The following is a 13642-nucleotide window of genomic DNA, read 5'->3' on the forward strand; positions in this document are numbered from 1 at the left end:
CATGCAAGCCTTCATTCGCGTTCGTGGGGCGGCAGCGGCGATGCCGGCCGCCAACATCGACACCGACGTGATCATGCCGAAGCAGTTCCTGAAAGGCGTCGATCGCAGCGGGCTCGACCGCGGCCTGTTTCACGATCTGCGCTTCGACGGCCATGGCCGTGAGCGCCCGGATTTCGTGCTCAACCAGCCCAGCTGGCGCAACGCCGCCTTTCTGGTGGTCGGGCCCAATTTCGGCTGCGGCTCCAGCCGCGAGCACGCCGTCTGGGGCCTGATGCAATACGGCATCCGGGCGCTGATCGGCACCAGCTTCGCCGGGATCTTCTTCGACAATTGTGCGCGCAACGGCCTGCTTGCGATCACTTTGGATGATCAGACGCATGCGGAAGTGAGCCGCGCGGCCGCAGCTGCGGAGCGCTGCGAGCTCGATGTCGATCTGGATCGGCAAGTCATTTCGGGCTCTGCGCTGGAGATCGGCTTCGCGATCGATCCGATGCGCCGGCATGCGCTGTTGACTGGCCTCGACGCCATCGGCCAGACTCTATTGGCGCGCGATGAGATCGCAGCTTTCGAGCAGCGCTATTTGCGAGAGACGCCATGGCTGAGCTGAGCCTTCTATCGTCGCGATTTGCGTCCGTCGGCACGTCGGATTTCCTGCGCGGATTTGCGCTGCATGATTTCCAGACCGACAGCGAAGTCCGGATCCGATTCGCGATCGCCGGGGAGGGGCCGCCGCTGCTGCTGCTGCATGGTCATCCGCAGACCCATGCCACCTGGCGCAAGATCGCGCCTGCGCTGGCAGAGCGATACACTGTGGTCGCAGCCGACCTGCGCGGCTATGGCGACAGCAGCAAGCCGGAGGGCGGCGAGGACCACGTCAACTATTCGAAGCGCGCGATGGCGCGCGACCAGGTCGAACTGATGCGTGCGCTCGGGCATGATCGCTTCTTCGTGGTGGGTCACGACCGCGGCGGCCGCGTCGCGCACCGGATGGCGCTCGATCATCCGGATGCCGTGGCGCGGCTGGCACTGTTCGACATCGCCCCGACCGCGACGGTGTATGCACGCACTGACAAGGCGTTTGCGACGCGCTATTTCTGGTGGTTCTTCCTGATCCAGCCTTTTCCGCTGCCGGAGAAGCTGATCGCGGCCGATCCGGAGTTCTTCCTGCGGCGGCATATCGATGGGCAGAACAAGATCGCCGGTGCCACCGAGCCGGACGCGTTGGCCGAATATCTGCGCTGCTATCTCGATCCGATGACCCGTCACGCCATCTGCGAGGATTACCGTGCCGCTGCCGGCATCGACCTCGTCCATGACGAGGCGGACAAGGAGAAGCGCATACTGGCGCCGCTGCTGGCGCTGTGGGGCGGTCGCGGCACGGTCGGCGCGCTCTACGATGTGCTGCAGACCTGGCGCGAGAAGGCGGTCGACGTGCGCGGCCATGCGCTGGATTGCGGCCACACGCTTCAGGAAGAGCTACCCGAGGCCGTCATCGCCGAGCTGCTCGCGTTCTTCTCGGGCTAAATCATCCGCGCGCTGATGCGGCTCCAGAACTGCTCCGCGGCCTGGGTCTGCCGCGCCTTTGGCCGGAACAGATGGATGGCGATGCGGACCTGGTCGGCGGGCGCGCCGATCTGGACCAGTTGGCCGGCGGCGAGCTGGTCGGCGACCAGGCTGAGCGGCGACCAGACCAGGCCGCGCCCGTCGCGCGCCATCATCGCCAGCACGGTCGCCAGATGGGACGAGAATACCGGCTCCGGCGGCGGCCGCCGTCCGGCCTCGCTCCAGGTCGCAGCCAGGATTCGTCCCATGCCCGACTCGGCCGAATAAGCGAGATAGGGGCCTTGCTCCAACAGATCGGGCGCGGCGAGCGCAGGTGCTGCGACCGGCACCAGCACGTCCTCGCCGAGCGCGATCGAGCGGAAACGGTCGCTGGTCAGCCGGGTCGATGCGGCCGGATGGTGATGGCAGAGCAGGAACTGCGCATGGCCCTCAATCATCAGCCGCTCGCAGGCCGCCATGCTGTCGGCGGTCAGCTGGATCGCGGTCATCAGCGGCTGTTCGCGCTCCAGCAGGCGCAGCCAGGGCGGAAAGAAGGTCAGCGACAGCGCATGGGTGGAGGCGAACAGCAGCGTCTCGGTTGCGGCCGTGGCGGCGCTCTGGGCGTCCCGCCGGCCGGTTTCAAGCTGCCGCAGCACCTCTTCGGCGAAAGGCCGCAAGCGCTCGCCGGCGGACGTGAGTTCGACCGCATGGGTGGTGCGATCGAACAAGGGGGCGCCGACCCATTCCTCCAGGCACTTGATGCGGCGGCTGAACGCCGGCTGGCTGATGGACCGGCGTTCGGCGGCACGTGAGAAGCCACCCTCGCTGATGACGGTCAGAAAGTCCTCGAGCCAGACCGTGTCCATATCCGATGCACCCTCATGAAGTGCGACACCGGGCCGGCGCGCCGATCGGCGACGGCGTTCAGCATCCCACCAGAATCCCGACTGCAAGTCTAAGAGACCGGCAGCCGGGAGTCATGAGGTCGGAAGACGCGAGGTTACTGCGCTTTTGTGAGATAGGGACAACCGCCCTCGGCCATCGGGCGGAACGCCTGGTCGCCGGGCACGGTGGTTTGATACTCGTAGAGATCCCATTTGCTCTTGGACTCTTCCGGCTTCTTGATCCGCATCAAGTACATGTCGTGCACCATGCGGCCGTCCTCGCGCACCACGCCGTTCTGTGCGAAGAAGTCGTTGACCGGCGTCTTGCGCATCTGAGCCATCACGGTGTCCGATTCGACCGAATTGGTCGCGGCAACCGCTTTGAAGTAGTGGCGCAGCGCCGAATTGACGCCGGCCTGATAGGCGGTCGGCATCGCGCCATGGCGCTTGAAGAATTCCTGGGCGAAAACCCGCGTCTCCGGCGTCCGGTCCCAGTAGAACGAATCGGTGAACAGCAGGTCGTGCGCATGCGCAAGTCCCAGCGCCGGCACGTCGGTGAGCGTCACCTGCAGCGCGACGACCTGCATGCCCTGACGGACGTTGAATTCGTCCGACTGCGCCACCGCGTTGCGGAAGTCGGAGCCGGCATTGGCGAGCGCCAGCACCTTGGCGCCGGACGATTGCGCCTGCAGCAGGAAGGACGAGAAGTCGGCGGTGTCGAACGGGTGCCTGACCGCGCCGAGCACTTTGCCTCCGGCCGCGATCACGGCCTTGCTGGCATCGCGCTCCAGCGCCTGGCCGAACGCGTAATCGGCGGTCAGGAAGAACCAGGGCGTGCCGCCGCGTGCAACGACCGCCTTTGCGGTCGCATTCGAGGAGGCATAGGTGTCGTAGGTCCATTGCACCGAGGTCGGCGAACATTGCTTGCCGGTGAGGTCGGAGGAGCCCGCGCCGGAGATCAGGAAGATCTTCTTGCGTTCGCGCGTCAGGTTCTGGATCGCGAGCGCGACCGCCGAGTTGACGCCTTCGGCGACCACGTCCACACCCTTGTTGTCGATCCAGTTGCGGACGATGCCGACAGCGACGTCTGGCTTGTTCTGATGATCGGCCGAAATGATCTCGATCTTGCGGCCGGCGACGGTGCCGCCGATCTCCTCGGCCGCCATCTGCGCCGATATCACCGAGCCCATGCCGTTGCCGTCGGAATATTGGCCGCTCATGTCGGTAATGATGCCGACGCGCAGGACGCCGTCTTCCGCATGCGCCGCCGCATTGGCCAGCAATGTCGCCAAGCTGAATGTGAACAACGCCTTCAGCGCTGAACGCGCAACTCTCTGCATTTCGCCTCCCGGAATTTTTATTAGTTATCGTCAGCCTGACCTGAAGGATCGGCACACCGCTGGCAAGGTCATGCGAAGCATGGCCGCCCTGCGACGGCGAGGCCAGGACGTGGATGGCAGACGCAAGACGTGCGATGCGAACGCGCTCGCTCGATCAGGCGGTCTGGCGCAGTTCGGCTTCGTGTTGCTCGGCCCAGGCCCAATTGCCGCCGCCGGCGCGCTTGGCGGCATAGAGCGCGGCGTCGACCCGCTGCAGAATGTCGGCCACCTCGCTCTCCGAGAGCGGTTCGTCGCTGACGAGCAGCCCGGCGCTGGCCCCGATCACCACGGGAATGTCGGACAACAGGAACGGCATCGACAGCGCGCGAATTGCGTCGCGCGTCAGGGCCAGGGCTTCCTCGCGTCCATTGGCTCCCTCGGCGACCGGCTTCAGCAGCATGAATTCGTCACCGCCAAAGCGCGCAGCCATGCCGCTGCTTCCGATGCAGTCCGACAGCCGTGTCGCGACCTGGCGCAACAGATCATCGCCGGCGTGGTGGCCGTGGCGGTCGTTCACCGGCTTGAAGCCGTCGAGATCGATGGCGACGATCGAAACGCTGCCGGCAATGGTTTCCAATGCGTTGAGAAACGCGGCGCGGTTGGGCAGTCCGGTCAGGAAGTCGTGGTTGGCTTGCCGCGCGAGCGCATGCTTGGCCTCCAGCCGCTCGATGAAGGCCTTGCTTAGATGGCGCGAGGCCTCGCGGATGGTGAACCAGAACAACACCAGCATGCCGGCGCCGAGCCGGTAGGATATTTCGGGGCGTATCAACCCGGCGATCAGCGTCGGCGCCAGCAGCACCGCGGTGGTGCTCAGTACCACCCAGGGGCGGATCGCCGCCCGCGATACCATGCCGACGCAATAGGACATCGACAGCCCGAAGGCGAGCCAGGCGCCGGGCTGGTCGTCGAGCTGAAAGGCACGAAATGACAAGGCGCCGAGTGCAAGGCCGAACGAAGCCGCGCCCGCGGCATAGATGCGCTCCCAGTGAATGACATCCTTGTCCGAGAGTCGCGCAGCCCGCCGCTTGTAGCGCAGGAGGCTCACCATCCGGCCGATCGCATTGATCACGATCGCACAGGTAATCGCGATGTAGCCGGGGTCACGATGCGCGGCCGCCAGTGCGACCGAGCCGGTGATCGAGGCGGCATTGATGGCCGTGACCTGCGGCAGCGAAGTGTAAAGCAGATCGACGAGCTCGCGGCGGATCGCCGGATTCGGATGTAAAAATCTTGAAAACAGCCCTGGTCCCATGGTGGGCACCATGGGGCAGCTTTCCTAACAAGACGTGGCCGCGGAGGTGCCGCGCCGGGAAGGCTTCTTACTACCTTAAACTTTAGTCAATGACAGTTCTGTGGAGCCGAAACCAGGCTCAATCCGCGACGCCTGCCGTATGCCGCTGCGAGACCCGCGTCATCCGCGGCGGGTCGAGCTTGAGCGGCCGCAAAGGCTGCTTCTTCGCCATGGCATCCATGACCGCGCGGTCGGCCTTCTCGATCCGTTTTGCGGCAGCCGCATCGGCGAAGGCGCGATCGAATTTGTGCAACCGATAAAACACGATGCCACGGTCGATATAGGCTTCCTTCAGCCGCGGGTCGATCTGAATGGCCTGGTTCAGGTCGGCGATCGCAGCCGCCAGATCGCCCTTCCGATACGCGGCCATGCCACGTTCTCGGTAGAATTTGGCGTCGTTGATTGGCGCCGACGCCGGCAGCGCCGCCGTGACGTCTGCATTGCAGGAACCCGCATGCGGCTGCGTGCAGGACGTGCGATCCTCGTCGGAAGCATAGACGTCATCGATCTTTTCGACCGGTAACGGCAGCTGCTCGGGCGAAGCGCTGACCATCGTCGTCGCGGAGGAGGCCGAAGCCAATTCGGCGGACGCAGCGGCGGCCTCCGACCCGGCCGCTGCGCTGTCGGCCAGCTTGGCCGGCAGAGATCCGCCCTTGATCCTGTCGACCGCAACGAGGGTCGGCCTGAGCGGTGCGACTGCAGCCGCCGACATATGCATGAACAGCAGGTAGCCGCCGACCGCAGCCGCCGACGCGACGGTCAGCGCCATCACGCCCGATGCCACCCGATGCACCTTGGCGGCGACGGCGAGCTTAGAATCCTGCTCCTGCTCTTCGTGCGCAAGCGTCAACAGATGATCGTAGGCGGCGCGCTGTTCGCGATCGCTCAGGATGTCGTGGGCACGGACGATCTGCCGGAACTTCAGCGCCGCTTCGGGATCGCCAGGATTGACGTCGGGATGGACGCCCTTGACGGCCTTGCGGAATGCGGCTCGGATCTCTTCGGCATCGTCGTTTGGAAGAGCACCGAGCAAATCGTAAAGCGTCGTCATCGTCGCTCTCGCTGCAGGGCTCCCTCGTCTCCGATCGAAATTCCCGCCGCGAATTTACGCTGGAGCACTCGTACTAACTCTTTCACACGCTGGATGATGCTCATCCAGTACGGCGGAAAAATGACTGAATTACGCGGAGTTGGGACCATTTCGTCGTCGCATCGTCGTTAACGTTCCGGACCCTTATGGTTCCCTTGTCCGCGCACCCATGCCGATCGCCGAGCGAACATCCTGAAGGACAGTCCGCTTGCAATCAGGTCGCGAGGCGACGTCTCTCGCGTGAGAGGCGCCCCTCGCCACACATGGTGAATGGAAAGTTTGAAGCAGGTTCTAACGATTAAGGTTAAGGTTTTCTTTCCTGCGCGCCTGTTGCGAGACGGCCACGCTCATCGCCGCCTTGGTTTCTTCCCTGGCCGGAGCCGGTGAGTTGAGTTGTTGCGTGTAACGCAATCAAAGGGTGTTGCGTTTCAAGTCGATGAAAGAAGCGATCCGGCACGCTCCAGCCGAAGAGGCCGGTCGCTGCGAAACCGGCGGCTGCCGCCGCGGGCAAGCTGCGTCGCTCGCGCCGCTGCGCCGCGACCTGGCGCGACGCGCTTTCTTCGTGGCGTCAGATGAGTTAGCAGTTCTCGAGCCATGTCGAGAGCTGCCTGCATGTCCGATTTCCACGGTGTGTTTCCTTATCTTGTCTCGCCCATCGATTCGGACGGCAGTATTCGCGCCGGGGTGCTCGGGCGGCTCTGCGATGATTTGATTCATGCCGGCGTGCACGGGCTGACGCCGCTCGGCTCGACCGGCGAATTCGCCTACCTCAATGCGGCCCAGCGCATGACCGTGGTGGAGGCCACGATCGAGGCGGCTGACGGCCGCGTGCCGGTGGTGGCCGGCGTCGCTTCGACGGCAACCGCGGATGCCGTGGCGCAGGCCAAGGCGTATCAGAAGCGCGGTGCCGATGGCATCCTCGCCGTGCTGGAGGCCTATTTCCCGCTCACCGATGCTGGTGTGGAAGCCTATTTCCGTGCGATCGCGGATGCGGTCGACATTCCCGTCGTCATCTACACCAACCCGCAATTCCAGCGCTCCGATCTCTCGCTCGACGTGATCGCGCGCCTCGCCGAGCATCCGCGCATCGGCTACATCAAGGACGCCTCAACCAACACCGGCCGATTGCTGTCGATCATCAACCGCTGCGGTGACGCGATCAAAGTATTCGCCGCCTCTTCGCACATCCCGGCGGCCGTGATGCTGATCGGCGGTCACGGTTGGATGGCCGGACCCGCCTGCATCATTCCACGGCAGAGTGTCGAACTCTACAATCTCTGTCAGGCTGCATGCTGGGACGATGCGCTCAAGTTGCAGAAGCGGCTGTGGCGCGTGAACGAGGCGTTCGCGAGGTTCAATCTCGCCGCCTGCATCAAGGCGGGACTTGCGATCCAGGGCTATGACGTGGGCGATCCCGTCCCGCCCCAGGCCGCGCTCACGGCCGAGCAGCGCAAGGTGGTGGAAGAGGTGCTGCAGGGACTGGGGTGAGGTTTGGCTTCGGCTTCGCTCGCACTCTCTCCACATCGTCATTCCGAGGCAGCCCGAAGGGCTGAGCCCGGAATCCATACTCCCTGGCCGGTGTGCCGAAGCACGCGGGCAACGATCGGCCGTCAAACTTCTGTTCGTGGTTATGGATTCCGGGCCCATCGCTTCGCGACGTCCCGGAATGACGGCGACTGTTGTTTCGGTCGGCAGATCGGCTAAAACGCCTGCCATATTTCGACGTAATGTGAAGGACGACGAATGAACATTCTTCCCGGCAATATGCGGTTCGGCGCAGGACAGCCCGTCAAGCGGCTGGAGGATCAGAGGCTGCTCACCGGGAAGGGGCAGTTCATCGACGACAGGTCGGAGGAGGGCGCGCTCTGGCTCTACGTGCTGCGCTCGCCGCATGCCCATGCGAAGATTGCCTCCATCGACGCGACAGCGGCGCGTCAAATGCCCGGCGTCGAAGCCGTGTTCACCGGCGAGGATCTGATCGCGGACAACATCGGCACGATCCCGACGCTCGCCATTTTCAAGCGGCCCGACGGCAAGCCGATGACGGTGCCGCCGCGGCGGCTGCTCGCGCACGATCTGGTGCGCTTCACCGGCGAGCCGGTCGCGGCCGTGGTCGCCACCTCGCGCACGATCGCACAAGAGGCAGCCGAAGCCATCAGCATCGACTACAAGGTGATGCCGGCGGTGGTCGACCCGGTCGGTGCCATCAAGCCCGGCGCGCCGGTGGTGTGGGCCGAGGCGCCCGACAACATCGTGGCCGCGATGAGCTATGGGGATGCCGCCAAGGTCGAGGAGGCCTTTGCCGGCGCCGCGCACAAGGTCTCGCTCGAGATCGCCAGCCAGCGGTTGATTCCGTCCGCGATGGAGCCGCGCTCGACCATCGCCGAGATCGAGAAGAAGACCGGCCGTCTCATCCTGCACGTGCAGTCGCAGACGCCGGGCTCGACCCGCGACGTGCTGGCCGATATCTTGAAACGGCCGAAGGAGAATGTGCGCGTGCTGGTTGGCGACATCGGCGGCGGCTTCGGGCAGAAGACCAATCTCTATCCGGAAGACGGCATCGTGGCCTATGCCGCGACCAAGCTGAACCGCAGGATTCGCTGGCGCGCCGAGCGCACCGATGAATTCGTCGGCGGCACCCATGGCCGCGATCTCACCTCGACCGCCGAATTCGCGCTGGACGCCAAGGGCAAGGTGCTGGCCTATCGCGTGCGCTCGATCGGCGCGACGGGCGCCTACTCCTCAGGTGCCGGCAACATCATTCCGCTGGTGCTCGGACCCTTCGTGCAGACCGGCGTCTACGATCTGCCGCTGGTGCATTTCGAGGTCAAGACGGTGATGACGCACACCGCGCCTGTGGGTGCTTATCGCGGCGCGGGCCGACCCGAGGCGGTGTTCATCGTCGAGCGGCTGTTCGATGCCGCAGCGCGCCAGATTGGCATCGATCCGCGCGCAATCCGCAAGGCCAACTACATCAAGCCGGCGCAGCTGCCCTACACCAACGCTGTCGGGCAGGTGTACGATTCCGGCGCCTTCGCCCACATGCTGGAGCGCGCCTCCAAGCTCGCCGACTGGGATGGTTTCAATGCCCGCAAGCGCGAGGCGAAGAAACGCGGCATGCTCTATGGCCGCGGCCTCACCAGCTATATCGAGTGGACCGGCGGCCGCGCCCACACCGAGAAGGTCTCGCTGCACGCGACCGCCGAGGGCCGCGTCATCCTGCATTCCGGCACCATGGCGATGGGGCAGGGTCTGCAGACCACTTACACCCAGATGATCTCGGACACGCTCGGCATTCCGCTGGACAAGATCGATGTCGTGCAGGGCGACACCGATCTCGCCACCGGCTTCGGCAGCGTCGGCTCGCGCTCGCTGTTCGTCGGTGGCACGGCGGTCGCGGTTTCCTCCAACGACCTGATCACGAAGGCGCGCGAGAAGGCCTCAAACCTGCTGGAAACCTCGGTCGAGGACATCGAATATCGCGACGGCGTCCTCAGCGTGGTCGGCACCGACCGCCGCATCAGCCTGTTCGAGCTCGCGCAGAAGGAGCAGGGCGCCAAGCTCTCGGTCGACAGCGAAGGCGAGGTCGATGGGCCGAGCTGGCCCAACGGCACCCATATCTGCGAGGTCGAGATCGATCCGGAGACCGGCGTCACCCGCGTGGTGCGCTACACCACGGTCGATGACGTTGGCGTCGCCGTCAATCCGATGCTGGTCGCAGGCCAGATCCACGGTGGCGTGGCACAGGGCATCGGACAGGCGCTCTACGAGGGCGTCGCTTATGATGCCGACGGCCAGCTTCTGACCGCGACCTATCAGGACTATTGCATCCCGCGCGCGGACGACGTGCCGCCGATCGCGGTCACGCTCGACGATTCCGCGCCGTGCAAGACCAATCCGCTGGGCTCCAAGGGCTGCGGCGAGTCGGGTGCGATCGGCGGTCCGCCCTGCGTCACCAACGGCGTGATGGACGCGCTGTTCGAGCTCGGCATCACCAATCTGCAGACACCGCTGACGCCGCAGAAGGTCTGGCAGGCGATCCGCGATGCCAAGGCCGCGAAGGTGCAGGCCGCGGTTTGACGCCGCCATTACGGAGACTCCAGTGATCTTCCAATCTCCGTAGTTGGAGCCGGCCTCTCATCACAGCGACGGTGCGCTCCCCTCCCCCTTGCGGGGAGGGGTTGGGGGTGGGGGTCCACGAGTCCTTCTCTAAATTTGAGAGTTCGAGTCCCAGAGACATCAGCGATCATTGTGGTTCTAGCAACTGCAACCGAGCGCATGCTCTGACCTGCGCGTGGCGGGAAGCGGCCCGATGTCCTATTCCGCCTTTCCTGGAAATACTGAAAGCGAACTCAACTAAGTTAAGCGCGCGTGGACCCCCACCCCCGCTCCCCTCCCCGCAAGGGGGAGGGGAGCGCACGGTTGTTGCGGTGAGAGCTCGAACCGCTTTCCGGGAGAGTGCGCACGCGGGGAGGACGAATTTTGATCTCGTGCCGCGCTTCCGATCAACTGGCTAAGAAGGCCTACCTGTATCCCCTGCGGGTAGCTCCATCAGCACACTGAAATCGCCATCGCCTCCGCTGAAGCGCAAGCTTCCGCCATGCGCTTGCGCGACTTCGCTGGCGATCGCCAGTCCAAGCCCGGAGCCGCGTGAGGTCTCACCCTTTTGAAAAGGTACCACAAGGCGCGCCTGCGCCTCGGGCGGAATGCCCGGACCATCATCCCGGATGCAGATCGCAAGACCAGCGCCGCTCGGCTCGACGATCACCGTCAAGCTGCTTCGCGCGCCATGAACGAGCGCATTGTGGATCAGATTGGCCAGTGCTTCGCGCAGGCTGATCGCGTCGGCCTCGATCACGGCGTCAGCGTCGCACGGCACGAAGCCGATCGAAACTTCACGGTCGAGTGTCAGCGGCACTGCTTGCGATAGCACCGATTTGGCCAAGGCATTGATATCAGTCGGAGCAAGCCGCGGCGCCTGCGCCCGGTGCAGCACCATCGCGTGGTCCAAGAGCTGGTTGGTCAGCCGTCCGAGATCGGCGATCCGTTCCCGCAAAGCCTCCAGCGCCTTGGGCTCCTCGCCATCGGCCGCGAGAAGCTCGGCTTGTGCATCGATGGCGGCGAGCGGCGTCCGCAATTGATGCGTGGCGTCGGCGATGAAGCGCTGCATGATCTTGATGCGCTCGTCGAGCCGCTGCATGAAGCCGTCGATGGCGCCGACCAGCGCCCGCACCTCCGATGGCGGCGTGACCGCGATCGGGCTCAGGTCATCCGGCTTTCGCCGCGCGATCTCGGCCTCGATCCGCGTCAGCGGCGAGAACACCAGCCGCAGGCAGAGCGCGGTGGCGGTGAGTGCGAGCACGCTCATCGCGGCGATGATGCCGATTGCTTTGGAAGCCAGGTCCCAGGTCAGCGCCTCGCGCGCGGCAAGGGTCTGCGCCAGGACGATCTCGGCCCAGCCATCGCCCGGCGCCCCGTCGATCTTGCGGGCCACCGCGGCGATGCGCACCTTCTGGCCGCGGAAGGTGCCATCGCTCAAGCGCACGCCTTTGCGCAACGCGGCCGGCGGTATGTTCGCTGCGAGGTCGTCATAGCCGGCAACCACCACGCCACGCGGATCGGTGACGCGGTAGAAGACAAGATCGTAGGCCGAAAGCGTGGAAAACGCGGCAGCGGGCGGGTCCAGCGTCACCACGCCGCCCTGCAGGTAGACATTCTCGGCGATTTGCACCGCGCCGCCGACCAGAAGCTTGTCATAGGCATCGCGCGCCGCGGTGGCAGCATATTGCCATGCCGCGAAGCTGAGAACGAGGGCGCCGACCGCGAGGATCGCGCCGATCGCAACGAGCAGCCGCGCGCGGAGCGAGCCGCTGAGCTTACGAAGCTGAGAGCTGATAGCCAAGGCCGCGCTCGGTTCGGATTTCGACTGACGTGCCCGCGAGCTTGCGGCGCAGCCGCGCCACGAACTGCTCGACCGCATTGGGGCTCGGGTCCTGTTCGAAGCTGAACAGCTGTTCGACCAGTTCCTCCTTGCCGACATAGCGGCCCGGCCGCGCGGCCAGGATCTCCAGCACGGTCAGCTCGCGGCGCGTGAGATCGAGCGGCTGGCCCGATACGCTTGCCGTCCGGCCGGCGCGATCGATCGTCAGCGGTCCGATCGTCAAGGTGTTGTCCGACAGCCCGCAGGCACGCCGCAGCAGGGCGCGGGCGCGCGCTTCCAGCTCGCGATAATCGAACGGCTTGACCAGATAATCGTCGGCGCCGAGATCGAGCGCGCTGATGCGGTCGTCGACGGCGGAGCGGGCGGTGAGCACCAGCACCGGCGTCCGCAATCCCTTGCGGCGCAGATGTTTCAGGATGGCGAAGCCGTCCATGTTCGGCAGCATCACGTCGAGCACGATCAGATCGTAGGATTGCACCTCGACCAGCTCGCTGGCGGTGCGGCCGTCCTTCTCCCAATCGACCGCATAGCCGATGCGCTCGAAGCGGTTCACGACGGCGCAGCCGATCTCTGGCGTGTCCTCGACCAATAGGATGCGCAACGGCGTCTCAGCTCCGAGTCAGTTTGGGGTCAGTTCGCCCGTCTATCATCTCCGCCAAGGTTGCCGAAGTGCGCCACGTAAAATTTCGCACTGCAACATGGGGAGGATCGATGACAGTGCATCAGCCGCAGACCCAATTTGCGCCCCTGCTCACCGTCGAGCGCGTGACGCTGCAATATAAGACGCCCGATACGCTCGTCACCGCGACCTACCGCGTCGATTTCAACGTCTACAATTCCGACCGCTTTGTTCTGCTCGGGCCGTCCGGCTGCGGCAAATCCACGCTGTTGAAGGCGATCGGCGGCTATTTGCGTCCGACCGAGGGCCGCATTCAGCTCAAGGGTCGCGACGTCACCGAGCCCGGGCCGGATCGGATGATGGTATTCCAGGAGTTCGACCAATTGCTGCCCTGGAAGACGGTCGGCGAGAACGTCGTCTTCGCGCTCACCGCGAGCGGACGCGTCGCCCCGGCGGAGGCGCGCGAGCGGGCGCGGGCCTATATCGACAAGGTCGGGCTGTCGAAGTTCATCGACAGCTATCCGCACACGCTGTCCGGCGGCATGAAGCAGCGCGTTGCGATCGCGCGCGGCATGGCGATGGAGCCGGACATTCTCCTGATGGATGAGCCGTTCGCCGCGCTGGATGCGTTGACCCGCCGCAAGATGCAGGACGAATTGCTGCAACTGTGGGACGACACCCGCTTCACGGTGCTGTTCGTGACGCATTCGATCGAGGAGGCGATCAAGATCGGGTCGCGCATCCTGTTGCTGTCGCCGCATCCGGGCCGTGTCCGGGCCGAACTCAACAGCATTCCATCGGACATGATGGGCTCGCCGCAGCAGGTCGCGCTCGAAGGGCGCATCAACGACATGCTGTTCGGTCACCACTGATCGGCCATCGCCAAGAGGACACGT

At 64.9% G+C, this 13642-nt stretch carries 11 protein-coding genes; 5 read left to right on the forward strand and 6 right to left on the reverse strand.

Going from position 1 to position 13642, the window contains the following annotated elements; genetic code table 11:
- The first annotated feature begins 1 nt into the window (after position 1).
- Together leuD and QXZ85_RS26570 are read left to right on the forward strand one after the other, a co-directional pair.
- A complete protein-coding gene (gene leuD / locus QXZ85_RS26565; RefSeq protein ID WP_315730289.1) occupies positions 2 to 607 on the forward strand; it encodes a 3-isopropylmalate dehydratase small subunit in 606 nt (201 codons plus the stop codon).
- Positions 595 to 1524 (forward strand): alpha/beta hydrolase, encoded by a 930-nt coding sequence (locus tag QXZ85_RS26570; protein WP_315730287.1) that lies wholly within the window; start codon positions 595 to 597, stop codon positions 1522 to 1524. The genes leuD and QXZ85_RS26570 overlap by 13 nt, the downstream gene beginning before the upstream one ends.
- Here QXZ85_RS26570 and QXZ85_RS26575 read toward each other — a convergent pair.
- From QXZ85_RS26575 to QXZ85_RS26590, 4 genes are all read right to left on the reverse strand, one after another.
- Positions 1521 to 2408: a LysR family transcriptional regulator gene (locus tag QXZ85_RS26575; RefSeq protein WP_315744880.1), complete on the reverse strand. Its 888-nt coding sequence runs from the start codon at positions 2406 to 2408 to the stop codon at positions 1521 to 1523. The genes QXZ85_RS26570 and QXZ85_RS26575 overlap by 4 nt on opposite strands.
- Before the next feature lie 134 nt (positions 2409 to 2542).
- Positions 2543 to 3766 (reverse strand): ABC transporter substrate-binding protein, encoded by a 1224-nt coding sequence (locus QXZ85_RS26580; protein WP_316175151.1) that lies wholly within the window; start codon positions 3764 to 3766, stop codon positions 2543 to 2545.
- Between the two features lie 154 nt (positions 3767 to 3920).
- Positions 3921 to 5069, reverse strand: coding sequence for a diguanylate cyclase domain-containing protein (locus tag QXZ85_RS26585; protein ID WP_315701379.1), 1149 nt, complete (start codon positions 5067 to 5069; stop codon positions 3921 to 3923).
- A 106-nt stretch (positions 5070 to 5175) separates the two neighbouring features.
- Positions 5176 to 6147: a DnaJ domain-containing protein gene (locus tag QXZ85_RS26590; protein WP_315701378.1), complete on the reverse strand. Its 972-nt coding sequence runs from the start codon at positions 6145 to 6147 to the stop codon at positions 5176 to 5178.
- A gap of 651 nt (positions 6148 to 6798) precedes the next feature.
- Between QXZ85_RS26590 and QXZ85_RS26595 the strand changes: the two genes are divergently transcribed.
- Positions 6799 to 7674, forward strand: a complete 876-nt coding sequence (locus tag QXZ85_RS26595; protein ID WP_315730283.1) for a dihydrodipicolinate synthase family protein — start codon at positions 6799 to 6801, stop codon at positions 7672 to 7674.
- Between the two features lie 255 nt (positions 7675 to 7929).
- Positions 7930 to 10266 (forward strand): xanthine dehydrogenase family protein molybdopterin-binding subunit, encoded by a 2337-nt coding sequence (locus QXZ85_RS26600; RefSeq protein WP_315728855.1) that lies wholly within the window; start codon positions 7930 to 7932, stop codon positions 10264 to 10266.
- A 433-nt stretch (positions 10267 to 10699) separates the two neighbouring features.
- Here the strand turns inward: QXZ85_RS26600 and QXZ85_RS26605 are convergent, their stop codons facing one another.
- Together QXZ85_RS26605 and QXZ85_RS26610 are read right to left on the reverse strand one after the other, a co-directional pair.
- On the reverse strand, positions 10700 to 12088 hold the full coding sequence (locus QXZ85_RS26605; RefSeq protein ID WP_315730282.1) for a sensor histidine kinase: 1389 nt from the start codon (positions 12086 to 12088) through the stop codon (positions 10700 to 10702).
- A complete protein-coding gene (locus QXZ85_RS26610) occupies positions 12063 to 12728 on the reverse strand; it encodes a response regulator transcription factor (RefSeq protein WP_315728853.1) in 666 nt (221 codons plus the stop codon). Before QXZ85_RS26610 ends, QXZ85_RS26605 begins: the two co-directional genes overlap by 26 nt.
- 110 nt (positions 12729 to 12838) lie before the next feature.
- On the opposite strand from QXZ85_RS26610, the gene QXZ85_RS26615 reads away from it, so the two are divergent.
- Entirely contained in the window at positions 12839 to 13618 is a 780-nt protein-coding gene (locus tag QXZ85_RS26615) for an ABC transporter ATP-binding protein (RefSeq protein WP_316175153.1), read from the forward strand.
- Positions 13619 to 13642: the final 24 nt, after the last annotated feature.

The organism is Bradyrhizobium sp. SZCCHNGR1005, assembly GCF_032489995.1.
Lineage (GTDB): Bacteria > Pseudomonadota > Alphaproteobacteria > Rhizobiales > Xanthobacteraceae > Bradyrhizobium.